General features: G+C 74.6%; 21 protein-coding genes, 1 tRNA gene and 8 pseudogenes. 16 read left to right on the top strand and 14 right to left on the bottom strand.

Translation table 11 applies throughout. The features are described from left to right. Both MF408_RS24945 and MF408_RS24940 read right to left on the bottom strand, forming a co-directional pair. Complete coding sequence (locus tag MF408_RS24945) at positions 1-690, bottom strand: YbdK family carboxylate-amine ligase (RefSeq protein WP_275693349.1); 690 nt, start codon at positions 688-690, stop codon at positions 1-3. A gap of 76 nt (positions 691-766) precedes the next feature. After that, positions 767-1,090 (bottom strand): annotated as a pseudogene (locus MF408_RS24940) (glutamate-cysteine ligase family protein); the annotation flags it as partial. Positions 1,091-1,201: 111 nt separating this feature from the next. Here MF408_RS24940 and MF408_RS04870 point away from each other — a divergent pair. The 5 genes and pseudogenes from MF408_RS04870 to MF408_RS04850 all read left to right on the top strand — a co-directional run bounded on the left by MF408_RS04870 (position 1,202) and on the right by MF408_RS04850 (position 5,059). Next, positions 1,202-2,302, top strand: coding sequence for an FUSC family protein (locus tag MF408_RS04870; protein ID WP_240250467.1), 1,101 nt, complete (start codon positions 1,202-1,204; stop codon positions 2,300-2,302). Positions 2,303-2,607: 305 nt separating this feature from the next. Next, positions 2,608-2,727: pseudogene (locus tag MF408_RS04865) on the top strand (FAD-binding oxidoreductase); the annotation flags it as partial. Positions 2,728-2,935: 208 nt separating this feature from the next. Beyond that, the gene (locus MF408_RS04860; RefSeq protein ID WP_240250466.1) at positions 2,936-3,451 is read left to right on the top strand and encodes an iron-sulfur cluster-binding domain-containing protein; all 516 of its coding nucleotides are present in this window, start codon (positions 2,936-2,938) and stop codon (positions 3,449-3,451) included. Between the two features lie 25 nt (positions 3,452-3,476). Next, complete coding sequence (locus MF408_RS04855) at positions 3,477-4,694, top strand: acyl-CoA desaturase (RefSeq protein WP_240250465.1); 1,218 nt, start codon at positions 3,477-3,479, stop codon at positions 4,692-4,694. Further along, positions 4,691-5,059: a hypothetical protein gene (locus tag MF408_RS04850; RefSeq protein WP_240250464.1), complete on the top strand. Its 369-nt coding sequence runs from the start codon at positions 4,691-4,693 to the stop codon at positions 5,057-5,059. Before MF408_RS04855 ends, MF408_RS04850 begins: the two co-directional genes overlap by 4 nt. Here MF408_RS04850 and MF408_RS04845 read toward each other — a convergent pair. Continuing rightward, complete coding sequence (locus MF408_RS04845) at positions 5,046-5,537, bottom strand: DUF402 domain-containing protein (RefSeq protein ID WP_240250463.1); 492 nt, start codon at positions 5,535-5,537, stop codon at positions 5,046-5,048. The two genes, MF408_RS04850 and MF408_RS04845, sit on opposite strands and share 14 nt — an antisense overlap. Positions 5,538-5,596: 59 nt before the next feature. On the opposite strand from MF408_RS04845, the pseudogene MF408_RS04840 reads away from it, so the two are divergent. Both MF408_RS04840 and MF408_RS04835 read left to right on the top strand, forming a co-directional pair. Continuing rightward, positions 5,597-5,965 (top strand): annotated as a pseudogene (locus MF408_RS04840) (threonine/serine exporter family protein); the annotation flags it as partial. A 97-nt stretch (positions 5,966-6,062) separates the two neighbouring features. After that, positions 6,063-6,959, top strand: a complete 897-nt coding sequence (locus tag MF408_RS04835; protein ID WP_240250462.1) for a threonine/serine exporter family protein — start codon at positions 6,063-6,065, stop codon at positions 6,957-6,959. Between the two features lie 11 nt (positions 6,960-6,970). On the opposite strand, the gene MF408_RS04830 is transcribed toward MF408_RS04835, so the two are convergent. The 4 genes and pseudogenes from MF408_RS04830 to MF408_RS04815 all read right to left on the bottom strand — a co-directional run. After that, on the bottom strand, positions 6,971-7,306 hold the full coding sequence (locus tag MF408_RS04830) for a hypothetical protein (protein WP_240250461.1): 336 nt from the start codon (positions 7,304-7,306) through the stop codon (positions 6,971-6,973). Positions 7,307-7,403: 97 nt separating this feature from the next. Continuing rightward, positions 7,404-7,826: pseudogene (locus tag MF408_RS04825) on the bottom strand (SDR family NAD(P)-dependent oxidoreductase); the annotation flags it as partial. Then, positions 7,823-8,674: an NAD(P)/FAD-dependent oxidoreductase gene (locus MF408_RS04820; RefSeq protein ID WP_240250460.1), complete on the bottom strand. Its 852-nt coding sequence runs from the start codon at positions 8,672-8,674 to the stop codon at positions 7,823-7,825. The pseudogene MF408_RS04825 and the gene MF408_RS04820, both read right to left, overlap by 4 nt. 112 nt (positions 8,675-8,786) lie before the next feature. Then, positions 8,787-9,347 (bottom strand): annotated as a pseudogene (locus tag MF408_RS04815) (NAD(P)/FAD-dependent oxidoreductase); the annotation flags it as partial. A gap of 48 nt (positions 9,348-9,395) precedes the next feature. Between MF408_RS04815 and MF408_RS04810 the strand changes: the two are divergent. After that, positions 9,396-9,527: pseudogene (locus MF408_RS04810) on the top strand (TetR/AcrR family transcriptional regulator); the annotation flags it as partial. A 142-nt stretch (positions 9,528-9,669) separates the two neighbouring features. Continuing rightward, on the top strand, positions 9,670-9,996 hold the full coding sequence (locus MF408_RS04805; RefSeq protein WP_240252217.1) for a hypothetical protein: 327 nt from the start codon (positions 9,670-9,672) through the stop codon (positions 9,994-9,996). Positions 9,997-10,275: 279 nt separating this feature from the next. Here MF408_RS04805 and rocD read toward each other — a convergent pair whose 3' ends face one another. Further along, positions 10,276-11,523, bottom strand: a complete 1,248-nt coding sequence (rocD, locus tag MF408_RS04800; RefSeq protein WP_240251668.1) for an ornithine--oxo-acid transaminase — start codon at positions 11,521-11,523, stop codon at positions 10,276-10,278. 338 nt (positions 11,524-11,861) lie between these two features. Between rocD and MF408_RS04795 the strand changes: the two genes are divergently transcribed. The 5 genes and pseudogenes from MF408_RS04795 to MF408_RS04775 all read left to right on the top strand — a co-directional run bounded on the left by MF408_RS04795 (position 11,862) and on the right by MF408_RS04775 (position 19,130). Then, on the top strand, positions 11,862-12,182 hold the full coding sequence (locus tag MF408_RS04795; protein ID WP_345893847.1) for a sigma-70 family RNA polymerase sigma factor: 321 nt from the start codon (positions 11,862-11,864) through the stop codon (positions 12,180-12,182). Between the two features lie 24 nt (positions 12,183-12,206). Next, positions 12,207-12,881, top strand: coding sequence for a hypothetical protein (locus MF408_RS04790; protein WP_240250459.1), 675 nt, complete (start codon positions 12,207-12,209; stop codon positions 12,879-12,881). Positions 12,882-12,942: 61 nt separating this feature from the next. Further along, positions 12,943-16,816 (top strand): annotated as a pseudogene (gene hrpA / locus MF408_RS04785) (ATP-dependent RNA helicase HrpA). Between the two features lie 494 nt (positions 16,817-17,310). Beyond that, on the top strand, positions 17,311-17,463 hold the full coding sequence (locus MF408_RS04780; RefSeq protein WP_240250458.1) for a hypothetical protein: 153 nt from the start codon (positions 17,311-17,313) through the stop codon (positions 17,461-17,463). A gap of 275 nt (positions 17,464-17,738) precedes the next feature. Next, on the top strand, positions 17,739-19,130 hold the full coding sequence (locus MF408_RS04775) for an extracellular solute-binding protein (protein WP_240250457.1): 1,392 nt from the start codon (positions 17,739-17,741) through the stop codon (positions 19,128-19,130). A gap of 209 nt (positions 19,131-19,339) precedes the next feature. On the opposite strand, the gene MF408_RS04770 is transcribed toward MF408_RS04775, so the two are convergent. Together MF408_RS04770 and MF408_RS04765 are read right to left on the bottom strand one after the other, a co-directional pair. Continuing rightward, entirely contained in the window at positions 19,340-20,554 is a 1,215-nt protein-coding gene (locus MF408_RS04770; RefSeq protein WP_240250456.1) for a ribonuclease D, read from the bottom strand. Positions 20,555-20,626: 72 nt separating this feature from the next. Continuing rightward, entirely contained in the window at positions 20,627-21,205 is a 579-nt protein-coding gene (locus tag MF408_RS04765; protein WP_240250455.1) for a DUF3000 domain-containing protein, read from the bottom strand. 142 nt (positions 21,206-21,347) lie between these two features. On the opposite strand from MF408_RS04765, the gene hemE reads away from it, so the two are divergent. After that, positions 21,348-22,415, top strand: a complete 1,068-nt coding sequence (gene hemE, locus MF408_RS04760; protein ID WP_240251666.1) for a uroporphyrinogen decarboxylase — start codon at positions 21,348-21,350, stop codon at positions 22,413-22,415. A 48-nt stretch (positions 22,416-22,463) separates the two neighbouring features. On the opposite strand, the gene MF408_RS04755 is transcribed toward hemE, so the two are convergent. The 4 genes and pseudogenes from MF408_RS04755 to MF408_RS26595 form a co-directional block, all read right to left on the bottom strand. Continuing rightward, the gene (locus tag MF408_RS04755) at positions 22,464-22,655 is read right to left on the bottom strand and encodes a SelB C-terminal domain-containing protein (RefSeq protein ID WP_240251664.1); all 192 of its coding nucleotides are present in this window, start codon (positions 22,653-22,655) and stop codon (positions 22,464-22,466) included. Positions 22,656-23,498: 843 nt separating this feature from the next. Continuing rightward, complete coding sequence (locus tag MF408_RS04750; RefSeq protein ID WP_240250454.1) at positions 23,499-24,236, bottom strand: GTP-binding protein; 738 nt, start codon at positions 24,234-24,236, stop codon at positions 23,499-23,501. 4 nt (positions 24,237-24,240) lie between these two features. After that, on the bottom strand, positions 24,241-25,152 hold the full coding sequence (selA, locus tag MF408_RS04745) for an L-seryl-tRNA(Sec) selenium transferase (protein WP_275693345.1): 912 nt from the start codon (positions 25,150-25,152) through the stop codon (positions 24,241-24,243). A 76-nt stretch (positions 25,153-25,228) separates the two neighbouring features. Then, a pseudogene (locus tag MF408_RS26595) lies at positions 25,229-25,564 on the bottom strand (L-seryl-tRNA(Sec) selenium transferase); the annotation flags it as partial. Between the two features lie 85 nt (positions 25,565-25,649). Here MF408_RS26595 and MF408_RS04740 point away from each other — a divergent pair. Then, a tRNA-Sec gene (locus MF408_RS04740) sits at positions 25,650-25,744 on the top strand. Positions 25,745-25,757 lie beyond the last annotated feature (13 nt).

The raw sequence follows: 25,757 nt of genomic DNA, 5'->3' as shown, positions 1-25,757 counted from the left end.
TCAGCGGAGGTCCTCGCGCAGCTCGCGCACCACCGAGTCGACGACCGCGACCAGGTCGCCGCCGGTGCGCTCGGCGACGGCCCGCTGGCGCTGGTACGACGCGCCGCGGGCGGCGATGTCGAGCACCGAGGCGAGCTCGGCGGAGCAGCCGAGGCGCTCGGCGACCGGCTCCAGGGCGGTGACCAGGTCGGCGAGGTCGTCGGTGACGAGCCGCTCCTCGCACCGGGCGTCCAGGATCACGATCGCGTCGACGCCGTAGCGGGCGGCCCGCCACTTGTTCTCCTGCACGTGCCACGGCGGCATCGTCGGCAGCTGCTCGCCCGCGGCGCAGCGCTCGTCGAGCCACACCACGAGGCAGTGGACGAGGGCGACCAGCGCCGCCATCTCGCGGAACGTGGAGACCCCGTCGCAGACCCGGTTCTCGATGGTCCCGTGGGCGACGGCGGGCCGGATGTCCCAGCGGATCTCGGTGAGTTCCTCGATGACGCCGGTCGTCAGCTGGTCGTCGCAGAACGACTCGAACTCCGACCACCGCTCGAACTGGAACGGCAGCCCGGCGGTCGGCAGCTGCTGGAACATCAGCGCCCGGTTGGAGGCGTAGCCGGTGTCGACGCCGGCCCAGATCGGCGAGGAGGCCGACAGCGCCTGGAGGTGGGGGTACCAGTTGAGCAGCGCCGAGAGCACCGGCATCACCCGCTCCTTCTCCGGGCACGCCGACGTGGACGTGGACCCCCCAGATCAGCATCTGGCGCCCCCAGTACTGGGTGCGGTTGATGAGCTCCTCGTAGCGGTGGCCCTCGGTCAGCTGCTGGCCGGTCCAGCTCGCGAACGGGTGGGTGCCCGCGCCGAACAGGTCGAGGTCGAGCTCGTCGCACGCCGGGACGACGTGCTCGAGCGTGCGCCGGAGGTCGGCCATCGCCTCCGGCACGGTGTGGCAGACGCCGGTGACCACCTCGACGGTGTTGCGCAGCAGCTCCTTGTGCAGCCGGGTCGGGTCGGGCATCCGCGCCTTCGCGCGGGCGAACAGGTGGGAGGCGTCGTTGCGCAGGTCGCGGGAGCGTCGGTCGACCAGCGCGAACTCCCACTCCACCCCGAGCGTCGGCTCGGGGAGCCGCGGAAGTCGATGCGCACACCTCAAGGGTTCCACGAAGTGTCCGCCCCATACCTCCGGACGAGCGGCCCGAGGTGGGAGGATCGGGCCGTGGAGGCGCCGCTGGACCGGATGTGGGAGCGCAGCCGGCTCTCGGTCAGCGGCCGGGTCCGACGCTGGCGCGGCAAGCTGTTCGTCGTCGTGCAGTGTGCGCTCGCGGCCGGCGTCGCGTGGTGGATCGCCGCCGACCTGCTCGGCCACGACACCCCGTTCTTCGCGCCGATCGCGGCGGTGGTCTCGCTCGGGACGTCCTACGGGCAGCGGCTGCGCCGTGTCGCCGAGGTCACCGTCGGCGTGGCGATCGGCGTGCTGGTGGCCGACCTGCTCGTCGCGTGGATCGGCTCCGGCGCCTGGCAGCTGGCGCTCGTGGTCGCCTTGGCGATGTCGACCGCGCTGCTGCTCGACGCCGGCACCCTCTTCGTCACCCAGGCCGCGGTGCAGTCGATCGTCGTCGCCACGCTGATCCCCGATCCCGGCGCGGGGCTGGTGCGGTGGACCGACGCCCTCATCGGCGGCGGCGTGGCGCTGGTCGCGGCGGCGGTCGTGCCGGCCGCGCCGCTGCGCCGCCCGCGCGAGCAGGCGGCGACGGTGGCGCGCAAGATCGCCGAGCTGCTGCGCGCGGCGGGCCAGGCGATGGTCGACGGCGAGTCCGAGCCGGCGCTGGAACTGCTCGCCGACGCGCGGGCGACCGACCGGCTCATCCGCGAGCTGCAGGCCGCGGCGGCCGAGGGCATGTCGGTGGTGGCCTCGTCGCCGTTCCGCGTGCGGCACCGGGAGCCGCTGCGGCGGATGGTCGAGCTCGTCGACCCGCTCGACCGGGCGCTGCGCAGCACGAGGGTGCTGGTGCGGCAGACCGCTGTGGCGGCCTACCGCCGGCGCCCGGTGCCGCCGTCGTACGCCGCCCTCACCGTGGACCTCGCCGACGCCGTCGACGCCATCGCCGACGAGCTGGCCGCGGACCGGATGGCGGCCGATGCCCGCCCGGCCGTGCTCGCCGTCGGCGAGGCCACCGGCCGGGTCGAGCGCACCGACGAGATGACGCCGCACGCGATCCTCGCCCAGCTCCGTTCGATCGTCGTCGACCTGCTGCTCGTCACCGGCATGGGCCAGCTGGAGGCGACCGACGCGCTGCCACCGCCGCCCTCCCGGTAGCCGGCGGGGACTACCCAGCGCTCGGGTGGACATACCGCTTGACCTGTTCGGTGCACGACTGTTCTCTGGGCTCATGGCGAGCACCATCCCGTGGGAGCGGGTGCGCCGGTCGGCGGCCAAGCTCACCACCCCGCTACACCCCGATGACTACCTGCGCCTGGTCAACCCGCTGTGGACGGCCCGCGAGCTGCGCGGACGGGTCGAGAAGGTCGTGCCCGAGACCGAGGACGCCGCGACCCTGGTGATCCGCCCGGGGTGGGGGGTGGCGCTACGACCACCGGCCCGGGCAGTACGTCGGCATCGGCGTGCAGGTCGACGGCCGGTTCCAGTGGCGCTCGTACTCGATCAGCTCGCCGCCGAAGCGCCGGCGCGGCACGATCGCGATCACCGTGCGGGCGATGCCGGAGGGCCTGCTCTCCAGCCACCTCGTCAACGGCCTGGCGCCGGGGACGATCGTCCGGCTGGCGCTGCCCGAGGGCGACTTCGTGCTGCCGGACCCGCCACCGGAGCGGATGCTGTTCCTCGTCGGCGGCAGCGGCATCACGCCGGTGATGGCGATGCTGCGCACGCTCGACCGCCGCGGCACCATGCCCGACGTCGTCCTGCACTACTCCTCCCCCGACGGCCGAGCGGATGATCTTCCGCGACGAGCTCGACCGGCTGGAGGCCGAGCACGACGGGCTGACCGTGCACCGGCTGCACACCGACGTCGACGGCCTGCTCGACCTCGCCGACCTCGACACGATCTGCCACGACTGGCGGGGCCGCGACACCTACGCGTGCGGGCCGGCGCCGATGCTCGACGCGATCACCGAGCACTACGAGGCCGAGGGCGCCGCCGAGCGGCTGCACCTCGAGCGGTTCTCGCTCGAGCTCGGCGGCGACGGCGGCGAGGGCGGCACGATCACGTTCCGCACCTCCGGCAAGTCGATCGACGCCGACGGCGCCACCACCGTGCTCGAGGCCGGTGAGGAGGCCGGCGTCGGGATGCCGTTCGGCTGCCGGATGGGCATCTGCCACACCTGCACGCTCACCCTCGTCTCCGGCAAGGTCCGCGACCTGCGCAACGGCGACGAGTACGACAGTCCCAACGAGCCGGTGCAGACCTGCGTCACCGCCGCCGTGGGCGACTGCACCCTCGACATCTGACCACCGACCACCCGGAAGGACCCCGATGGCCATCTCGGACGTCAAGGAGTACACCCACCTCACCGAGGAGGAGGTGGACCAGATCGGGCGCGAGCTCGACAAGATCCGCGCGGACATCGAGGAGTCCCGCGGCGCCGCCGACGCGGCGTACATCAACCGCCTGATCAAGGTGCAGCGCGGGCTCGCCACGGCCGGCCGGGTGACGCTGCTCGCCGGCACCCAGTTCCGGAGGACGCGCACGCCCGCGTGGGCGCTCGGCACCGGCTTCCTCGCCCTGGCCAAGATCCTCGAGAACATGGAGATCGGCCACAACGTGATGCACGGCCAGTGGGACTGGATGAACGACCCCGAGATCCACTCCTCCAACTGGGAGTGGGACACCGCGCAGCCCGCCGAGCAGTGGAAGCACTCCCACAACTACATCCACCACCAGTTCACCAACGTGCTCGGCTACGACAACGACATCGGCTACGGCATCCTCCGGATGGCGCGCGAGCAGAAGTGGTCGCCGGCCAACCTCGGGCAGCCGCTCTACAACAGCCTGCTGGCGTTCCTGTTCGAGTGGGGGGTCGCGCTGCACGACCTCGACATCGAGCGGATCCGCAAGGGCGAGAAGGACCCGCGGGAGATGAAGCGGCAGCTGAAGCAGATCTTCCGCAAGGGTCGCAACCAGATCGTCAAGGACTACGTCGTCTACCCCGCCCTCGCCGGACGGCAGTGGCGCACCGTGCTGACCGCCGACCTGACCGCCAACGTCATCCGCAACCTGTGGGCCTACGTGATCATCTTCTGCGGCCACTTCCCCGACGGGGCGGTGCACTTCACCGAGGAGGAGATCGAGGACGAGAGCCGGTCGGAGTGGTACCTGCGGCAGATCCTCGGCGCCGCCAACTTCGACGGCGGCCCGCTCCTGCACGTCATGTCGGGCAACCTCGGCTTCCAGATCGAGCACCACCTGTTTCCCGACCTGCCGAGCAACCGGTACGCCGAGATCTCGGTCCGGGTGCGGGAGCTGTGCGACAAGTACCAGATCCCCTACACGACGGGCCCGCTGCACCGGCAGTACGGCCAGGCGCTGCGCACGATCCTCAAGCTGTCGCTGCCGAACTCGTGGACGCGCAGCGACCAGCCCGAGCCGCCGTCGCCGTCGCGCGACCGCAAGCGGCGCACCGACGACGAGCGGCCGTCGCGCCGCACCGAGCTGGGCGGGTGGTCGCGCTCCTGGGCAGGGGCGCGCGGATGAGGACGCCGCTCGGGATGGACGGCCCGTTCGCGTGGGAGCCGGAGCCGGGGAGCGCGCCGCCGGCGCTCGGCGTCCTGGTCGGGCGCCGGGTCACCCAGTGCGCGCTGAGCCGGATCTGCGGGGTGTGCGCGGACCCGCTCGGTCGTCCGGTCGTCTTCGTCGGCACCGCGGACGAGGTCGGACGCAACGCCTTCCACGTGCCGCCGCTCCACGAGGACTGTGCCCGCGACCTGCTCGCGCACCCGGGCGCCGACCCGCGCTGGCAGGTCGTGGCGACGGCCGGGTTCGAGTTCGTGCGGCCGGCCCGGGAGGACGTCGACCGGAGGCCCACGTTCCAGCCGAACTCGCTGCTCAGCGCCGGGTGAGCCGGCCGAGCGCGTCGAGCCAGCGCCCGGCCGTGCCGTCGTACGGCGGCCGGCCGGCCCGCACCGCGGCGAGCACCTGGGCGGCCGACTCCTCGGCCATCGCGACCACCTCCGGCGGATAGCCGAACGCGACCCGGTGCTCGGCGAACTCGTCCTCGTCGTCGAGGTAGACCGTCCCGTCCTGGAGCCGGACGACGTCGAGGTCGAGGTCCACGGAGCGGAGCGTGCCGTCGTCCCACGCCGCGGGGGTCGTCATGTCGACGTAGACGGCCGCCTCGGCGTGCTCGTCGTTGAAGGCGGCAAGGTGGGCCGCGTGCCCGGCGGGCACCAGCACCACGCCGGCGAAGCCCGCGACGAAGTCCCTCCCGGGCCGCCGGTAGCGGGTGCCGGCGGGGCAACCGACCCAGTCGCCGTGGTCGTCGGACCCGAGGTAGCGGGCGTCGTACGCCCAGTGCGGGCGGTCGCCCCACTTGGTCATCCGCACGTGGATCGGCTCTCCGGGTGTCACCCGCAGGTGTCTACCAGAGCCGTGCCAGCATGACGCGCATGGCCGACCCGAAGCAGCTCGCGCAGACCCTGGACCTGTGCCTCCGGATCGGCGAGATGCTCCTCTCCTCCGGTGCCGGGGCCGCCGACGTCACGGCGACCATGCGCTCGGTCTCCTACGCGCTCGGGGTGCGCAACCCGCAGGTCGACGTGACGTTCACGTCGCTGGCGATGACCGTGCAGGACGGCGACGAGCTGCCGATCGTGCAGATCCGCTCGGTGGGCCAGCGCGAGATCGACTACGAGGACCTCACCCGGGTCGACCACCTGGTCCGCGACATCGTCGCCGAGCGCACCGGCCTGCAGGAGGCGCGGTCCGAGATCGCGCGGATCTTCTCCTCCGGCCACGCCCGGCGCCGCTGGGCCGTCACCGCCGGCTGGGGCGTGATGTGCGCCGGCGTGGCGCTGCAGCTCGGGGGGCACGGCGGCGGTCGTCGCGGTCGCGTTCGTCGCGGCGGTGTCGATCGACCGGCTCCAGCACCTGATGACCCGGCAGCGGACGCCGTTCTTCTACCAACAGGTCGCCGGCGGGGCGGTCGCGACGCTGATCGCCGCGGTCGCGACCCGGGCGCTCGAGCCGGTGGCCCGGCTGGACGCGTCGCTGGTCGTGACCGCCAACATCATCATGCTGCTGGCCGGCATCGGGTTCATGGGCGCCATCCAGGACGCCCTGTCCGGCTTCTACGTCACCGGCAGCGCCCGGCTGCTGGAGGCGATCCTCGCGACGGCCGGCATCATCGCCGGCGTCAGCGGAGGCATCAGCCTCGCCGGCGCGGTCGGGCTCGAGCTGCCGCGGCTGGAGCCCGCGCGGTCCGACCTGGTCACGCTCGGCGTGGCGGCGCTGGGCGCGGCGATCGCCGCCGCGGCCTTCGCCTACGCGTCCTACTCGCCCAAGCGGATCCTCGCCCCGATCGGCCTCCTCGCCGCGATGGCGATCGTGATCAGCAGCGTGATCGACGTCCGCGAGTTCGGCCGGCCGTGGGCGGTCGGGATCGCCGCGTTCGCCGTCGGCCTGGTCAGCTTCACGGTCTCCGGGCGGATGCGGGTGCCGCCGCTGGTGATCGTGGTGTCCGCCGTCGTTCCGATGCTGCCCGGCCTGTCCATCTACCGCGGGCTGTCGCTGCTCGGCGAGGCCGAGCGCGGCGCCATCGCCGGCGGCCTGCTCGCGATGGTGACCGCCGCGTCGGTGGCGATCGCCCTGGCCGCGGGGGTGATCCTCGGCGAGTACGTCGCCCAGCCGGTCAAGCGCGAGGCGAGGCGGGTCGAGACCCGGCTCGCGGGACCGCGGCTGGTCGGCGTGACCCGGTTCCGCCGGCGCCGCAACCGCACCCGCGAGCAGGGCCGGGCGGCCTGAGCCTCCCCGCCCTACGGGTGGCGGGCGCCGGGCACGGCCTTCTTCGGCAGCACCCGCTTGGCGACCGCGGCGTAGACGTCCTGGTAGCGCGCCCCGGCCAGCTTGGCGAAGTGGTGCACGACGTGGGCGTCGATGCCGACCAGCACCCGCGGCTGGTTGCGCAGCACGCCGCGGACGATCACCTCGGCCGCCCGCTCCGGCGACATCCGCGCGAGCCGCTTGTCGAAGAGCCGGGCGGTGGCCGCCTTGTCCTCGCGGTGGGAGACCCGCGCGTTGCGGGCGATCGCGGTCTTGATGCCGCCGGGGTGCACGACGGTCACGCCGACGGGGTGCCCGGCGATGAGCATCTCCTCGCGCACGGCCTCGGACAGGCCGCGGACGGCGTACTTTCGTCGCGTTGTAGAGGCTCTGCCCGGGCATCGACACCAGTCCGAACAGCGACGACAGGTTCACGAGGTGCCCGTCGCCGGAGGCGATCAGGTGGGGGAGGAACTCCTTGGTGCCGTGGACCACGCCCCAGAAGTTGATGCCGACGATCCACTCCATGTCGGCGTAGTCGAGGTCGGCGAGGTCGCCGGCCAGCGCGACGCCGGCGTTGTTGACGACCACGTTGACCCGGCCGAACTGGTCGGCGACCGACGCGGCGTACGACGCCACCGCGGCGCGGTCGGAGACGTCGACCCGGTCGGCGCGCACCTCCCGGACGCCGGCGTCCTTCACGAGCTCGACGGTCTCGGCGAGACCGTCCTCGTCGACGTCGGAGAGGGCGATCAGGGAGCCGCGCCGCGCGCACTCCAGCGCCAGGGCACGGCCGATGCCGGACCCCGCGCCGGTGATGACGACGACCTTGTCCTCGAGGGTCTTCATGCGGGCTGGTTCTCCTTCTCGGTGCTGGGGGCGGTGGCGGGCGCGGTGGACGGGTCGAGCGGGGCGACGGCGTACTGCTCGGCGTCGAACCGCGCGAGGTGGTGGCGGAACGTGAACGTCTGGCCCGGCCACAGGGTGGTGTTGTTGCCGAACCGGTCGAGGTACCAGCTCGCGCAGCCGCCGGTCGTCCAGACCGTCGGCCGCATCCGCTCCTGCACCGCGCCCGTCCACGAGCGCTCCGCCTCGGCGGTCGGCTCGACGGCGGCCAGCCCGCGGGCCCGCATCGTGCGCACGGCATCGACGACGTAGCGGACCTGCGACTCGATGATGAAGATCATCGAGCTGTGGCCGAGGGCGGTGTTGGGGCCGACGACCTGGAAGTAGTTGGGGAAGCCGTGCACCGTGGTGCCCTTGTAGGCCGCCATCCCGTGGTCGGCCCAGTGGTCGGCGAGGGTGCGGCCGTCGCGGCCGGTGACGTGCGCGGCGATCGGCGGGTCGGTGACGTGGAAGCCGGTCGCGACCACGATCACGTCGACCGGCCGCTCGGTGCCGTCGGCGGTGACCACCGCGTCGGCTGTCACCCGGGCGATCGGGTCGGTGACCAGGTCGACGTCGTCCGCCGCGAGCGCGGGGTACCACGCGTTGGAGATCAGGATCCGCTTGCAGCCGGCGCGGTAGCGCGGGGTGACCTTCGCGAGCAGCTCGGGGTCCTTGATCGCCCTGCGCATGTGGCGCTTGGCCTGCAGCTCGACGGCCTGCATCAGTGCGGGGACCCGGGCGAACGCCGGCACCCGCGCCTCGAGCTTGGCGTAGACGGCCGCGCGGACCGCCCGCTGGAGGCCCGGCACCGTGCGGAACGCGGTCTTCTCCAGCGCGGTGAACGAGCGCTCGTTGCGGGGGGATCACCCAGTTGGGGGTGCGCTGGTAGACGTCGACGTGCTCGGCGACCTTCCGGACCTCGGGCACCAGCTGGACCGCCGACGCGCCGGTGCCGATGACCGCCACCCGCTTGCCGGTCAGGTCGACGTCGTGCCGCCAGCGGGCGGAGTGGAAGACCTCGCCCCGGAAGGAGCCGAGGCCGTCGATGTCGGGGAGCCGCGGCTCGGAGAGGCCGCCGGAGCCGCTGATCAGCGTCCGGGCGGCGTACACGCCGTCGGTCGTGGTGACCTTCCAGCGTCGGGTGGTCTCGTCCCAGACGGCGTCCTCGACGGCGGTGTCGAAGACGAAGCGGTCGAGGACGCCCGCCTCCTCGGCGACGCGGCGCTGGTAGGCCCAGATCTCGCCCTGGGGGGAGTAGACCTTCGACCAGTCCGGGTTGAGCGCGAAGGAGAACGAGTAGAGCTGGCTCGGGACGTCGCACTCCGCGCCGGGGTAGGTGTTGACGTGCCAGGTGCCGCCGACGTCGGAGTCCTTCTCGATCACGACGAAGTCGCGCTCGCCGGCCTCGTCGAGCTTGATGGCCGCGCACAGGCCGGCGAAGCCGGCGCCGACGATGAGGTGGTCGACGTTCCTCGGTGTCATGCGCCGACGCTATTGCGGCTATTGAACAAGTGTCAATAGAGTGGTGGCGTGACCGCGCCCACCCGCACCCGGCTGAGCCCGGACCAGCGTCGCGAGCAGCTGCTCGAGCTCGGGCTGCGGCTGTTCGCCGGCGGCTCGGTCGACGACATCTCGATCGACCGGCTCTCCGACGAGGCGGGCGTGTCCCGCGGGCTGCTCTACCACTACTTCGACAGCAAGCAGGGCTTCCACGAGGCCGTCGTACGACGCGCGGCGGCGGACCTGCTCGACCAGACCGCCCCCCGACGACACCGTCGAGCCGATCGAGCGGCTGCGCGCGTCGATGGCGGCGTACGTCGACTACGTCGAGGCCAACCTCGCCGGCTACCGCTCGCTGGTGCGCGCCGCCGCCGGCGGCAACGAGACGCTGCGCGGGATCTACGAGGACGCGCGCACCGCCCTGCTCGAGCGGATCTTCGCCTCCGACGCCCTGGGCGAGGTGATCGCCGAGACGCCCGCGACCCGGCTGGTCGTGCGCGGCTGGGCGGCGCTGGCCGAGGAGACCGTGCTGACCTGGTGCGACGACCCCGGCGGCGTGAGCCGCGACCAGGTGGTCGCGCTCCTCACCGAGGGGCTGCCGGCGCTGGTCGCCAGCCTCCCCCCAGACTGACCTGCGACTGACCTGCGACCGACCGGGAACCGGGAGGGTGGTGCCGGACATGACAGGGCGTGAGAGCAGCCGGGCCGGTCCGTGAGGCGCATCGCGCGACCCGGCGCATCTCCGCAGCCGAACAGGCTCGACCCGGCGCATCTCGGCAGCTGAGATGGCTCGACCCGGCGCATCTCCGCAGCAGGAATGAGCCGGGTCGGCGCGTTTGAGGTGCGGAGATGAGCCGGGTCGGCGCGTTTGTGGTGCGGAGATGAGCCGGGTCGGCCAGGTGCAGGGGGATCAGGTGAGGACGGCGGCGAGCTGGTCGAGGCCCCAGGTGAGGTCGTCGGGGGTGACGACGAGCGGGGGAGCGAGCCGGATGGTGGAGCCGTGGGTGTCCTTGGCGAGGACGCCGCGAGCCATCAGCCGCTCGCAGATCTCGCGGCCGGTGCCGATCGCCGGGTCGATGTCGACGCCGGCCCACAGGCCGCGGGAGCGTACGGCGACCACGCCGTGGCCGACCATCGCGTCGAGCCGCTCGCGCAGCAGCAGGCCGAGCTCGGCGGCCCGCGCCTGCGGCTCGCCGGTGCGGAGCATGGCGACGACCTCGCGGCCGACCGCGCAGGCGAGCGGGTTGCCGCCGAACGTCGACCCGTGCTGGCCCGGCCGGAGCACCCCGAGCACGTCGCGGTCGCCGACCACCGCCGACACCGGGACGATGCCGCCGCCCAGCGCCTTGCCGAGCACGTACAGGTCGGGCACGACCTCCTCGTGGTCGCAGGCGAAGGTGCGGCCGGTGCGGCCGAGACCGGCCTGGATCTCGTCGGCGGCGAACAGCACGTTCTCGGCGGTGCAGATCTTCCGGACGCCACGGAGGTAGCCGTCGGGCGGGATGATGACGCCGCCCTCGCCCTGGATCGGCTCGACGAGCACCGCGACCGTCTCCGGCGTGATCGCCGCCCGGAGCGCCGCGAGGTCGCCGTAGGGGACGGTGTCGAAGCCCGGGGCGAACGGCCCGAAGCCGTCGCGGGCGTCGGGGTCGTCGGAGAAGCCGACGATCGTCGTCGTGCGGCCGTGGAAGTTGCCGCTCGCCACGACGATGCGGGCCCGGTCGGCGGCGACGCCCTTCACCTCGTAGCCCCACTTGCGGGCCAGCTTGACGGCGGTCTCGACGGCCTCGGCGCCGGTGTTCATCGGCAGCACGAGCTCCTTGCCGCACAGGTCGCCGAGGGTGGCGCAGAAGTCGGCGAACGCGTCGTGGACGAACGCGCGGCTGGTCAGCGTCAGCTTGTCGAGCTGGGCGTGGGCGGCGGCGAGCAGCCGCGGGTGGCCGTGGCCGAAGTTGAGCGCGGAGTAGCCGGCCAGCAGGTCGAGGAACCGGTTGCCCTCGATGTCGGTCATCCAGGCGCCCTCGCCGTGCGCGAGCACGACCGGCAGCGGGTGGTAGTTGTGCGCGGTGCGTGCCTCGGCGCGCTGCACCTCCGCAGGGGTGCCGGCGAGCCCTCCGATCGGATCGCTCGGGACGCTCGCCGTCGTACCGGTCGTCATGCTCATCGGTCGCCTCCTTCGGTGTGCGCGAGATTGTCTGACAATCGTGGCATCACCGTAGCCCACGAACCCCCGGAACCCACCAATCGCGACCGTTCCCAACCGATGATGGTCCGGCTCCGTCAACCAGGCAGACCGGCACCGTGCCGGTCGGGTGAGGAGGAGGCGAATGGCGCGGCGCGACGAGGCGTTCGCGGCGTACGTCGCAGCGCGACGGCCGCAGCTCTACCGGACGGCCTACCTGCTCTGCGGCGACCCGCACCGGGCCGAGGACGTCGTCCAGGCGGCCCCTGACCAGGCTGTACGTCGCCTGGCCGCGCGTCGAGCGGGCCGACTCGGTGGACGCGTACGTGCGGCGGGCGGTGGTCAACAGCCACCTCGACGAGACCCGGCGGCCCTGGCGGCGGGAGCGGCCCACCGACGAGCACCACGACGTCGCGGCGGCAACCGGCCCGGCGCCGGAGGAGACCGACGCGCTCTACGCCGCGCTGCGGCGGCTGCCGGCGGGCCAGCGCCGGGTGGTGGTGCTGCGCCACTACTGGGGGCTGTCGGTCGAGGAGACCGCCGCCGACCTGGGCGTCAGCGCCGGCACGGTCAAGAGCCAGACCTCCGCCGCACTCGCGGCCCTCCGCACGGCCCTGCAGCCGGACCTCCACTAGCCCCGACCAGACGAAGGAGCACCGATGGACACCCTCGAGCACGACCTCACCGAGCGGCTGCGCCGGATCGGCGACGACCTGGACCTGCCGACGGCACCGCCCTCGGCCGACGTACGCCGCGGGCGCCGGCGACTGCGGCGCCACCGCGGCACGGTGGTGGCGGGCTCCGCGCTCGCCGTCTCCGGCGTCGCCGGCGGGCTCGGCCTGGCCGGCCCGATCGCCGCAGGACCCGCGGAGCCGCCGGCCGAGCGGGTCGCCGACGACGCCGCGGTGGCGGCGCCCGTCCCCGGCGACCGCAGCCGGGCCGCGCCCGACCGCGAGCAGCTGTTGAGCGAGATGACGCAGCAGGCCCCCGGCGGCGCGGGGACGGAGGTCTCGATCGGCGAGCTCGAGGCCGCGGCGGCAGCCGCGGAGGCGGTCGCCGGCGACCAGCCGTGGTTCCGCATCGCCATGGGCAGCGGCGGGTCGTGGCAGGAGTCGGGGGCGACCGGCTGCGCGTCCGGCTGGACCTGCGAGGACGTGACGGTCGAGGGCGCGGCCCGCGCCCGCAGTGCCGTGACCGACGGCACCACCCAGGTGGTCGCGGAGTTCGACGGCGGCGTCGTCGTGCTGACGGTCGGCCACGTCGAGGGCGCCGAGCCCGGCTCCCTGGCGTTCGAGGGCGGGGACGAGCAGGGGTTCCTGATCGCTGCGAACTGACCCTGCGGCGTGCGGGCCCCGCCGCCATCGGTTCGCCCCGCCCTCGGGCGGTAGGGGGACAATCGGTGACGCCGTGGACATCACCTACCCGCCCGACCTCCCGGTCAGCGCCCGCCGCGACGACATCGCGAAGGCGATCCGCGACCACCAGGTCGTGATCGTCGCGGGCGAGACCGGGTCGGGGGAAGACCACCCAGCTGCCGAAGATCTGCCTCGAGCTGGGGCGGGGGCGGCCGACGAAGGACGGCCGGCCGCGGATGATCGGCCACACCCAGCCGCGGCGGATCGCGGCGCGGTCGGTGTCGGAGCGGATCGCCGAGGAGCTCGGCACCGAGCTGGGCGACCTGGTCGGCTACCAGGTGCGGTTCACCGACAAGACGTCGCGGACGAGCCGGGTCAAGCTGATGACCGACGGCATCCTCCTCGCCGAGCTCCAGCGCGACCGGATGCTGCGGCGCTACGACACGATCATCATCGACGAGGCGCACGAGCGCAGCCTCAACATCGACTTCCTCCTCGGCTACCTCAAGCAGCTGCTGCCCAAGCGGCCCGACCTCAAGCTGGTCATCACCTCCGCCACCATCGACCCCGAGCGGTTCGCCGAGCACTTCGCCGACCGCGACGGCCGCCCGGCGCCGATCGTCGAGGTCTCCGGCCGCACCTACCCCGTCGAGGTGCGCTACCGCCCGCTCGTCCAGCTGCCGGAGGCTGACGAGGAGGGCGAGCCGATCGTCCGCGACCAGACCGAGGCGATCGTCGACGCGGTCAAGGAGCTGTCGGCGGAGGGCCCGGGCGACGTGCTCGTCTTCCTGCCCGGCGAGCGCGAGATCCGCGACACCGCGGAGGCGCTGGCGCCGCTGGCCGGCGACGAGCGCAGCCCGCGGGGGATCGACGTGCTGCCGCTCTACTCCCGGCTCTCCGCGGCCGACCAGCATCGCGTCTTCCGACCCGCGCCGGGCTCGCGGCGCCGGGTGGTCCTGGCGACCAACGTCGCCGAGACGTCGCTGACCGTGCCCGGGATCCGGTACGTCGTCGACACGGGCGTCGCGCGGATCTCGCGGTACTCCGCGCGGACGAAGGTGCAGCGGCTGCCGATCGAGGCGATCAGCCAGGCCTCCGCCAACCAGCGCTCCGGCCGGTGCGGCCGGGTGGCGGCGGGCATCGCGATCCGGCTCTACTCGGAGGAGGACTTCGAGAGCCGGCCGGAGTTCACCGACCCGGAGATCCTGCGCACCAACCTGGCGTCGGTGATCCTGCAGATGACGTCGCTCGGCCTGGGCGACGTGGCGGGCTTCCCGTTCGTCGAGCCGCCGGACCGGCGCAACGTGCAGGCGGGGCAGCAGCTGCTGGAGGAGCTCGGCGCGATCGGCGGCGAGAAGGGGTCCGGGCGGCGGCTGACGAAGACCGGGCAGCGGCTGGCCCGGCTGCCGATCGACCCGCGGCTGGGGCGGATGCTGATCGAGGCCGAGCGGCTCGGCTGCGTGCGCGACGTGCTGGTGGTCGTCGCCGCCCTGTCGCTGCAGGACCCGCGGGAGCGGCCGGGCAACGACCGGCCGGCCGAGCAGGCGCAGGCCGACCAGGCGCACGCCCGGTTCAAGGCCGAGGGGTCGGACTTCCTGACCTGGCTGAACCTCTGGCGCTACCTGCGCGACCAGCAACGCGAGCTGTCGGGCAGCGCGTTCCGCCGGATGTGCCGCCGCGAGCACCTCAACTACCTCCGGGTGCGGGAGTGGCAGGAGTTCGAGGGCCAGCTGCGGCAGGTGGCGAAGGAGGTGGGCCTGCGGCTGGGTCCGCGCCCCGAGGGTGACGCCGAGCCGGACGCCGACGGCATCCACCAGGCGCTGCTCGCGGGCCTGCTCAGCCACATCGGCCTGCTCGAGGAGCGGGAGAAGCCGCGGCCCGGGCAGAAGCAGGGGCGGCGGCCGGGGCCGCGGGAGTACCTCGGCGCCCGGGGGGCGCGGTTCGCGATCTTCCCCGGCAGCGGGCTGGCGCGGCGGAACCCGCCGTACGTGATGGCGTTCGAGCTGGTCGAGACCGGCCGGCTCTGGGCGCGGCAGAACGCGGCGATCCGGCCGGAGTGGGCGGAGCGGCTCGGCGAGCACCTGGTCAAGCGCACCTACTCCGAGCCGCACTGGTCGCGGAAGCGGCAGGCGGTGATGGCACGCGAGCGGGTGACGCTCTACGGGGTGCCGCTGGCCGTCGACCGCCTGGTGTCCTACGGCAGGGTCGACCAGCCGCTGGCCCGGGAGATCTTCATCCGGCACGCCCTGGTCTACGGCGAGTGGTCGACGCGGCACGAGTTCTTCCACCACAACCGCAAGCTGCTGGCGGAGGCCGAGGAGCTCGAGCACCGCGCGCGCCGCCGCGACCTGGTCGTCGACGAGCACACCCTCTTCGACTTCTACGACGCCCGGGTGGGGCCCGACGTCGTCAGCGGCGCCCACTTCGACCAGTGGTGGAAGCAGGAGCGGCGGCGTCGGCCCGACCTGCTGACCTTCGACCCGACGATGCTCACCCACGACGCCGCGGCCGAGGTCACCGAGCACGACTACCCGGAGCGGTGGTCGGCCGCGGAGGGCGGGCTCACGTTCCCCATCAGCTACCACTTCGAGCCCGGTGCCGCCGACGACGGCATCACCATCGACATCCCGGTCTCGACGCTCAACCGGGTCGGCGACGACGACTTCTCCTGGAACGTGCCCGGGCTGCGGGAGGAGCTGGTCACCGAGCTGCTGCGCAGCCTCCCCAAGCAGCTCCGGGTCAACTTCGTCCCGGCGCCCAACACCGCGCGTGAGTTCCTGGCGGCCGTGCCGCCGGGGGAGGAGCCGCTGCTCGACGCCCTCGAGCGCTACCTGCGCGCCCGCACCGGCGTGCACGTGCCCCGCGACGCGTGGGGCACGGGCAGCCTCGCGCCCCACCTGCGGCCGACATACCGCGTGGTCGACGACAAGGGGCACGAGCAGGCTCGCGGCAAGGACCTCGGCACGCTCAAGGCGCCGCTGCGGCCGCGGTTCGAGCAGGCGATGGCCGAGGTCGCCGCCGACAGCGGGGTGGCACGCTCCGGGGAGACCGCGTGGGTCTTCGGCGAGATCGCCGGGACGGCGACCTGGACCCGCGCCGGCCACGAGGTGGCGGCCCACCCGGGCCTCGTCGACGAGGGCAGCACCGTGGGGCTGCAGGTCTTCGGCTCCGCCGAGGAGCGCGACGCCCGGCACCGGCTCGGGCTCGCTCGCCTCCTGCTCCTGGCCCTCGGCGGCCGGCCGGTCGCCGGGCTCGTCGACGGCCTCTCCAACGCCGAGAAGCTCGCGCTGGCGGGCACGCCGTACCCGTCGGTGCAGGCCCTGGCCGCCGACTGCCTCCGCGCGGTCGTCCTCGACGCCGTGGACGACGCGCAGCGCGACGGCATCGTGCGCACCGAGGCGGCGTACGACGCGCTCCTCGCCGGGCTCCGCGAGCAGGCGGCCGACGCCACCCGCGCGGTGCTGGCCGACCTGCTCCGGGTGCTCGACGGCTGGCGCGAGGCCGACCGGCTGCTCAGCGGTCGGGCCGAGCTGGCGCTGCTCCCGGCGCTGTCGGACATGCAGGCGCAGCTCGGGCGGCTCGTCCACGACGGGTTCGTCGGCGAGGCCGGCGCCGCCCAGCTGCGCCGCTACCCCGTCTACCTCGCCGCGATCCGGCGCCGGCGCGAGGCGCTGGGCGAGGGCGGCGCGGCCGTCGCCCGCGACCGCCAGCACCTCGACCGGGTGCAGCCCCTGCAGGAGGCCTACCTCCAGCGGGTCGCCGCGCTGCCCGAGGGCCGGCCGCCCGGGGCCACGCTGCGGCAGCTGAGGTGGCTGCTGGAGGAGCTGCGGGTGTCGCTGTGGGCGCCGCAGCTCGGCACGGCCGGCAAGGTCAGCGACGTGCGGATCCGCCGGGTCCTCGACGGCGCGGAGTAGGACCGCGGGCGCCCGAGGGCGTCGTACAGTGGCGGCGATGTCGGAACCCGGACGCGCCCACCACCGGCCCTCACCACGCGCCGCGGACTTCTTCGCGTCCGTCCCCGGGTCGGAGGTCGGCGACCCCGCCCGGCTGCGCGAGGCCGCCGAGCGCGCCGCGGTCCTGCTCGTGCGTGGCGCCCGCGAGAGCGGCGACGCGACCGTCGCCGACCGCCTGGTGCACCTGGCGGAGGCGGAGGGCATCGAGACCATCGCCGAGGTCTGGGCCGGCGCGCCGGCCGACTCGCTGTCCGGCTGCCTGTGGCGGCTCTACGTGCTGCGGTCGTGGGTGCACGCCGACCCGGTGCAGGTCGCCCGCGAGTTCGAGGCCGGGCGCACCAGCGCGCCGGTCGCGCGCGTCGTCGCCGGTGTCGCCGACCCGCCCGGCCCCGACGAGCTGCGAGCGATGATCGACAGCGTGCTGCGGGGGGATCGCCGGCAGCGACTTCGCCGACGTGCTGTTCCGGGCGTCGGCGTTCGCCCGCGTCGTCGCGGCGGGGCGCGCGACGATGACCGGCGCCAGCCACGACGACGTACGCCGGATGCTCGCGCTGGCCGAGCAGCTGGAGGCCGCCGGGCACCTCGAGCTCGGGCGCGGGCTCGGCTGACCGGGCCGCTCCTCGGCCCCGGCCCGGGCGCCTGTGAGGTGGCCCACCGGCCTGCGGCAAACCCTTCGGGAATGACCGGACGTCACCTACAGTTGGGACCCGAGTGCGCCGGGCCGCGGCAGCCCCGGGTCCCAACTCAAGCCGCTACGAGCGGCCACGCGCCGTGAGGCGCTCCCGGCCCGGTGCACTCGACACTCCACGCGGCAGCACGCGGCTCGCCGCTGTCGGCGACTCGATAGGGTGACGGCTCACGACGACAGGAGAGACCGTCACCGATGGACAGCTCAGGGCGCCTGGACTGGCGCACGTACGCCACCGTCGCTGTCGTCGCCGTGGCGGTGGTCGTCGGGATGCTGCTGGTCTCCGGTGAGCCGGAGAAGGCGACCCCGAAGCGGCAGCCGACCAAGGGGCCGGCCATGTCGCTGGTGTGGGCGGTGTGGGGCAGCCAGGACGAGATCGAGGCCTACTCCCGGGTCGCCGCCGGCTACAACGCCGAGTCGATGAGCGTCGACGTGCAGCTCGCGCCGTACCCCGACTCCGACCGGATGCTCGCCGCGATCCGCAACGGCAGCATCAAGCCCGACCTGTTCCTGCTGCCGCGCAGCGGCCTCGCCGAGACCCTCGAGGCCGAGCGCAACCGGCCGCTGCTCGACCTGCTCGACGCCCGCGACATCTCCTTCGGCGACGACTACCAGCGCGACGCGATCACGGCGTTCTCCGCCGACGACAACCTGCAGTGCATGCCCTACGGGACGTCGCCGATGGTCGTCTACTACAACACCGACCTGATCGACTTCGAGCGGATGGAGGCGCGCGGGCTGCCGGTGCCCAACGACGACCGCAGCTCCTGGTCGCTGGAGGACTTCCGCGCCGCCGCCGAGTTCGCCAGCCGCCCCCGGCGCAAGGCGCGCGGCGTCTTCATCCAGCCGACGATCGAGGGGCTGGCGCCGTTCGTCCTCTCCGGCGGCGGCGAGCTGTTCGACGACACCGACAACCCGCTCTCCCTCGCCCTCTCCGAGGACGGCAACGTGGAGACCCTGCGCGCCACCCTGGAGGTGCTGCGCGACCCCACGATCACGCTCAGCAACCGCCAGCTGCGCGCCAAGCCCGCTCTCGACTGGTTCAAGGAGGGGCGGCTCGGCATGATCGCCGGCTACCGCGACCTCACCCCCGAGCTCCGCCGCACCATCGGCCTCAGCTTCGACGTGCTGCCGATGCCCGACCTCGGCGAGGCGGCCACCGTCGGCGACCTCGTCGGCCTCTGCGTCGCCGAGGGTCAGCAGGAGCGGGTCGAGCAGGCCGCCGACTTCCTCGTCCACGTGGTCAGCGACGAGTCGGTCAAGGCCGTCGCCGAGACCGGCTACCTCGTGCCCACCAGCAACCAGGTCAGCTACGACGACGCGTTCCTCCAGCCGCACCGCCAGCCCGCCAACGCCCGCATCTTCGTCGACTCCACCCGCGCCCTCCAGCTGATGCCCCTGCTCGACTCCTGGACCGAGCTCGAGCAGGCCGTCGAGGGCGACCTCCGCGCCCTGCTCACCCAACCGGTGCTCTCCGACCTCGACGGTGTCCTCGCCGCCATCGACGAGGCCTCCCGCGCCGTCCTCGACCCCGAGGACTCCGAGGAGACCGACGCCCCGGAGGAGACGCCGGGGGAGGAGGAGTAGGCGGGTCGGCGGGGCTTGCGATAGGCGCGTCTGCGCGATCTTGCGGGGCTGCGCGACGTGAGGTTTCCCCCGGCCGACCGGGGAAACCTCAACATGTCGGGCGAAATATTGCCCGACAAGTGGAGGTTTTGCCCGTCACGTCGGCCCCGCGCCGACCGCGACCCGACCCCCGCCTACCGCGACGGGACCGCGACCCGACCCTTCCGGCCTCAGCTCGCCGCCACCTGCTCCGCGTCCAGCACCGCCTTCGCGAGCGCCGAGGCGGTAAGGCCGATCTGCCAGCTGCGGGAGCCGAGGCCGGTGAGCTGGTCGATGACCTGCTCGAGCAGCTCGACGGGGTCGCGGGTGCGGGGCGGGGTCCACATCACGCGCCGCAGATGGTCGGGGGTGAGCAGGTTCTCGGCGGGCAGGTCGTGCTGCTCGGCGAGGCCGGCGATCGCCGCGCGGGCGAGCTCGAGGCGCCGGGCGGCCACGGGGTCCTTCTCGGCCCAGGCGCGCGGCGTGGGCGGGCCGTCGCCGCGCGGGGTCCGGTCGGGGAGGTCCTTCTCGGGCATCTCGGCGGCCTCACGGAGCGCCTGCAGCCAGGTGCTGGCGTGGCGGGACGCGCCGCGGCCGTGGAAGCCGGGGGTCGACATCAGGCCGGCGCGGTTGGTCGGCAGCGCGGTCGCGGCGGCGACGATCGCGGAGTCGGGGATCAGCCGGCCGGGGGTGACGTCGCGCTCGCGGGCGACCGCGTCGCGGGCCTCCCACAGCGCCCGCACCGCGGCCAGGGCGCGCCGGCCGCGCACCTTGTGCAACCCGGACGTACGCCGCCAGCCCTCCGTGCGCACCACCGGCTCGAACGCCCGCAGGTGCTCGAACTCCTGCCGCGCCCAGTCGGCCTTGCCCTTCTCGGCGAGCTCGGCGGCCAGCACGTCGCGCAGCTGGCCGAGCACCTCGACGTCGAGGGCGGCGTACTCCAGCCACGGCTCGGGCAGCGGCCGGGTCGACCAGTCGACCGCCGAGTGCTCCTTCTTCATCCGCGCGCCGAGCAGCGTCTCGACGAGGGTCGCCAGGCCAACCCGCGGGTAGTTGAGCAGCCGGCCGGCGAGCTCGGTGTCGAACAGCGCGGCCGGCCGCAGCCCCACCTCGGCCAGGCAGGGCAGGTCCTGGGTGGCGGCGTGCAGGATCCACTCGGCGTCGCCGATCGCCTCCTGCAGCGGCGCGAGCGTGCTCAGCGGGATCGGGTCCACCAGGCCGGTGCCGGCGCCGTCGCGACGGACCTGGATCAGGTAGGCGCGGTTGGAGTAGCGGTAGCCCGACGCCCGCTCGGCGTCGATCGCCACCGGGCCGGAGCCGGCTCCGACCTTCGCGGCGTACGCCGCCAGCGCCTCGTCGCTGTCGATCACCGGCGGCAGCCCGTCCGACAGCGCCAGCAGCGCCACCTCGGGCTCGCGCTGCTGGTCCGTCGCGCCGACCGCGCCCCCCGGGTGCGTCGGTCTCGGGGCTCTCCGGCATCAGAGCCCGGCGCCCCGCTGGCCCCGTCGGGAGGGCATCACCGCGACGCCCTCGGGCACCGGCTCGAGCCCGCCGGCGGTGCAGAGCAGCTCGGCCCACGCCTGGACGTGGGGGTCGAGCTCGGGCGCGTCGACCGGCGTCCACGACGCCCGGACCTCCAGCTGCGCGGAGCCGCCGTCGTCGGCCATCGCGCCGAAGCCCTCGGAGGTGACCCGGGTGACGGTGCCGGAGAGGGCGGTGTACGACGCCGCGTGCGACCCGAGCGCGTCGGTCAGCCAGGTCCAGCCGACGTGGGCGAGCATCGGGTCGGCGGCGAGGGCCAGGTCGATCTCGGCCCGGCAGTAGGCGACGCAGCGGAACGTGCCGTTCCAGGCCTCGTTGCCGGCGGGGTCGTGCAGCAGCACCAGCCGACCGGTCGCGACGTCCTCGTCGTCGACGGTCACGTCGGCCGACAGCGCCGTGGCGAACGGGGCGATCCGCTGCGGCGCCGGCATCTCCTCGCAGAAGACCTCCGGGCGCAGCGCCGCCGCACGCAGGCTGGTCACGGCCGCGACGAACTCCGGGGGCTCCCCGGCCATGCCGGCCCCCTGGTGCGTCTCGTGCCGCGCCACCATGGACGTCACACTAAGCCCTCGGGCCCCGCGCGATGTGCGTACACGCCGTCGACCTGTCAGCCTTGGGAGGTGTGGAGCCGGCCGTGAACATCCCAGACCCCCCTCGCTGACGCGTCCCGCCGACGCCCTCGCCGGCCCCCTCGCCGGCAGCGCCTTCCTGAAGGCGGTGCGCGGGGAGCCGGTGCCGCACACGCCGGTCTGGTACATGCGGCAGGCGGGCCGCTCGCTGCCGGAGTACCTGCGGGTCCGCGAGGGCGTCGCCATGCTCGACGCCTGCGCCGACCCCGACCTCGTCGTCGAGATCACCCTGCAGCCGGTCCGCCGCTACGGCGTCGACGCCGCGATCTTCTTCTCCGACATCGTGCTGCCGCTCAAGGCGGTCGGCGTCGACCTCGACATCAAGCCCGGCGTCGGGCCGGTCGTCGCCGAGCCGGTCCGCACGGTGGCCGACGTCGAGCGGATCCCCGACCTCACCCCGGAGCACGTCCCGTTCATCACCGAGGCGGTGCGCGGCCTGGTCGGCGAGCTCGCCGTGACCAACGGCGGGACGCCGCTGATCGGCTTCGCCGGAGCGCCGTTCACCGTGGCGTCGTACCTCGTGGAGGGCGGCCCGTCGAAGGAGCACGCCCGCACCAAGGCGATGATGTTCGGCGCCCCCGACGTCTGGGACGCGTTGATGCGCAAGATCGCGGGCATCTCGGCGGCGTTCCTCGAGGTTCAGGTCGCTGCCGGCGCCTCGGCCGTGCAGCTCTTCGACTCGTGGGCGGGCGCGCTGACGCCGGCCGACTACGAGCAGTACGTGATGCCGCACTCGGCGCGGGTGCTGGCCCGGGTCGGCCAGCTGGGCGTGCCGCGGATCCACTTCGGCGTCGGCACGACCAACCTGCTGCCGCTCATGGCCGAGGCCGGTGCCGACGTGGTGGGCGTGGACTGGCGGACACCGCTCGGGCACGCGATCCCGCTGGTCGGCGACCGTGCCGTGCAGGGCAACCTCGACCCGACCCTGGTCTTCGCCCCCGCGGACGTGATGACGGCCCGCGCCGCCGAGATCGTCGAGGCCGGCCGCGCCGCCCGCGGCCACGTCTTCAACCTCGGCCACGGGGTCATCCCCTCCACCGACCCCGACCAGCTGAAGCGCCTCACCGAGTTCGTCCAGTCCTACCCCGTCGAGTAGGCACTTCCTCCTGGCCGAGTAGGCACTTCCTCGCCGTCGAGTCGGGGGTCAGCGGCGCCGGACCTCGCGCCGGTCGTCGGGGAGCCGGCGGGTCAGCCGCGCCCGGTCGAGGTGGGTGAGCAGCGGGAGCAGCACCCGGCGGGTGGTGCCGAGGCGCTGCCGGGCCTGCGCCGCGGTGAACGGCTGCGGCAGGTCGGCGAGCCACGACGCCGCCAGCTCGTCGGCGCCGCTCGGCAGCACCACCCCGGGCGCGACGCGGAGCAGCCGCCCGGCCCGGGCGGCCGCGGCGGCGCGGCGGTCGTCGAGGCCGAGCTCGGCCAGCCGGTCCGCCGTCGGTGCGGCGAACGGCGTGTCGGCCAGCTCGCGCTCGAGGGTCGCGACCGCCCGCTCCACCTCCGGGGGCAGGCCGGCCGCGGAGCCGGGTGGCTGCACCCGGCCGTCGGCGACGCGCAGCGGGGCCGCACCGCCGCCGCCACCAGCGCGGGGGCGGGCAGCCCGAGCCGCTCCGCGAGCGCCGTGAGCGGGATGCCGGGGTCGAGCGGCCGGGCGGCGGCGTGCGCGGCCACGGCGTCGGCGACCGCAGCGGCGACGCGCTCGCGCCGCTCGCTGCTCATCAGCCAGCCGTCCGCGAGCACCGCCCCGTCGGGCGGTCCGGCGACCGGCACCCCGATCCGCGGCAGCAGGTCGGCGCGCACCACGCCGCGGCGGCGTACCTCCTCGGCGGCGTCCGGCGTGCCGGTCAGCCGTGCGAGCACCGCCGCCCGTCGCGCGGCCGCGCCGCGTCGGCGGAGTGCCGGCGGCGCCGGGTCGAGCACGCGGAGGCCCCAGAGCCGGCGGCTGCCCGGGTCGCGGAGCACGGCGCGGTCACCCACCCGGAGGGGGAGCGGCCAGGGCAGCGCCAGCCGGACGGCGTCGCCGCCGAGCGGCCGGGTGCGCACGGCGACGGCCGCGGCGCCGACGTGCAGCAGCGGCCGCTCGGGCAGCGCGTCGAGGTCGCCGGCGACCCGGGCGTCGACCGTGGTGGTCGGCTGCCAGGCGTCGGGGGTGACCAGCGCGGCGCCGCGGTCGACGAGGGCGACGTCGTCACCGACCACGTTGAGCGCGACCCGGGCGACGCCCGCGACCTCGTCCGCGTCGCTGCCCAGCGACTGGAGGCCGCGCACCCGCACGGTGCCGGAGCCGCCCTCGGCGACGACCTGGAGGGTGTCGCCGCGGCGCACGGTGCCGGCGGGCAGGGTGCCGGTCGCCACGGTGCCCGCGCCCCCGCACGCCGAAGCGCCGGTCCACCCAGAGCCGTACGTCGGCCGCGGGCGCCGGACCGGGCAGCGCGCGGAGCACGTCGGCCAGCGCACTCCGGAGCTCGTCGAGCCCGGCCCCGGTGCGGCCGCTGACCGGCACCACCGGTGCGCCGCGCAGGGAGGTCCGGGCGACCTCCGCCTCCGCCCGCGCCGCGGCCGGGCCTGGGTCGGCCAGGTCGGAGCGGGTGACGGCGACCAGCCCGTGGGCCACGCCGAGCGCGTCGAGGGCCGCGAGGTGCTCGGCGGCCTGCGGCATCCAGGGGTCGTCGGCCGCGACGACGAGCATCGCCACCGGCACCGGGCCGACGCCGGCGAGCATCGTCGTGACGAACCGCTCGTGACCGGGGACGTCGACGAACGCGACCTGCCCGGCACCGGGCAGGTCGGTCCACACGTAGCCGAGCTCGATCGACAGCCCGCGCCGGCGCTCCTCGTCGAGCCGGTCGGGCTCCATCCCGGTCAGTGCGGCGACCAGCGTCGACTTGCCGTGGTCGACGTGGCCCGCGGTGGCGACGACGTGCACCCGGTCAGCCTCTCCCCGCCGCGGCCCGGCGCACGGCGGCGACCAGCGCGGCGTCGTCGTCGGGTGCGACGGCGACCAGGTCGAGCAGCAGCCGGCCGCCCTCGACCCGGCCGACGACCGGCAGCTCCGCGTCGGTGCGCAGGGCCGCGGCGAGGTCGTGCGGCAGCGAGACCGCGGCGCTCGGGAGCTCCACGCCGGGGGCGCCGCCGCCGCCGACGGCGGCGACGGAGGCGACCGCCGAGGCCGCGGCGACGTCGGCGACGGCGGCCGCCAGCCGCTCGGCCCGGGCCCGGAGGTCCGCGGCGTCGGCCGCCAGTGCCGCGGCGACCGGCGGGGTCGGCCCGCGGAGCGTCGCCTCGAGCGCCGCGAGCGTGAGCTTGTCGACGCGCAGCGCCCGGGCCAGAGGGTGCCGCCGGAGCCGTTCGACGAGGTCGGCCCGGCCGAGCATCAGGCCGCACTGCGGCCCGCCGAGCAGCTTGTCGCCGGACGCCGTCACCAGGTCGGCTCCGTCGCGGAGCGCGGTGGCGGCGTCGGGCTCGTCGGGCAGCCGCGGGTGCGCGGCGAGCAGGCCGGACCCGATGTCGACGACCAGCGGGACGGACAGGGCCGTCAGCTCCGCGACCGGCACCGACGAGGTGAACCCGGTGACCCGGAAGTTCGACGGGTGCACCTTGAGCACGAACGCCGTCTCGTCGCCCACCGCGGCGGCGTAGTCGTCGACCCGCACCCGGTTGGTGGTGCCGACCTCGCGCAGCCGGGCGCCCACCGACTCGAGCAGCTCGGGGATGCGGAACCCGTCGCCGATCTCGACCAGCTCCCCGCGCGCTACGACGACCTCGCGGCCGACGGCCAGGGCCGAGGTGACCAGGGCGAGGGCGGCCGCACCGTTGTTGACGACGTGTGCCCCCGCCGGCACCGGGGACCGCCTCCTGCAGCGCGGCGAGGGTCGACCGTCCCCGCCGCCCGCGGCGGCCGGTGGTCAGGTCGAGCTCGACGTCGGTGGCGCCGGCCGCGAGGGCGATCGCGTCCACCGCGGCCGCCGACAGCGGCGCGCGGCCGAGGTTGGTGTGGACGACCACCCCGGTCGCGTTGACGACCCGCCGGAGACCGGTGACGCCGGTCGGCAGCGCGGCCACGGCCGCGTCGGCCACCTGCTCCGGGGCGAGCTCGCCCGCCCGGCACCGGTCGAGGACCGTGACCACGACGTCCTTGACCAGTCGCGGACCGAGCCGGTCGGCCGCCGCCCGCAGCCGCGGGTCGGCGAGCACGTGGTCGGTGCGCGGCGTCGAGCGCCGCGGGTCGGTCACGCCGGGGTCCGTCCCGCTCATCCACGCGCCTCCCTCGTCGGCCTCCCCCGCATTGTGGCGTACCAGGCCCGGGCGCCGGTTGCTACGGTGACCGCGCGGGTTGCGGGGAGGCGTACCTCGTCTGGTGACGGGCGCGGTCCTCAAAACCGTTGTGGCCGAGCACCTCGGCCAGGCGGGTTCGATTCCCGTCCGCCTCCGCCAACCGCCCGTGGGT

The organism is Nocardioides sp. TF02-7 (genome assembly GCF_022437945.1).
In the GTDB taxonomy this organism is placed as follows: Bacteria; Actinomycetota; Actinomycetes; order Propionibacteriales; family Nocardioidaceae; genus Nocardioides.
This window is presented reverse-complemented; position numbering and strand designations above follow the sequence as displayed.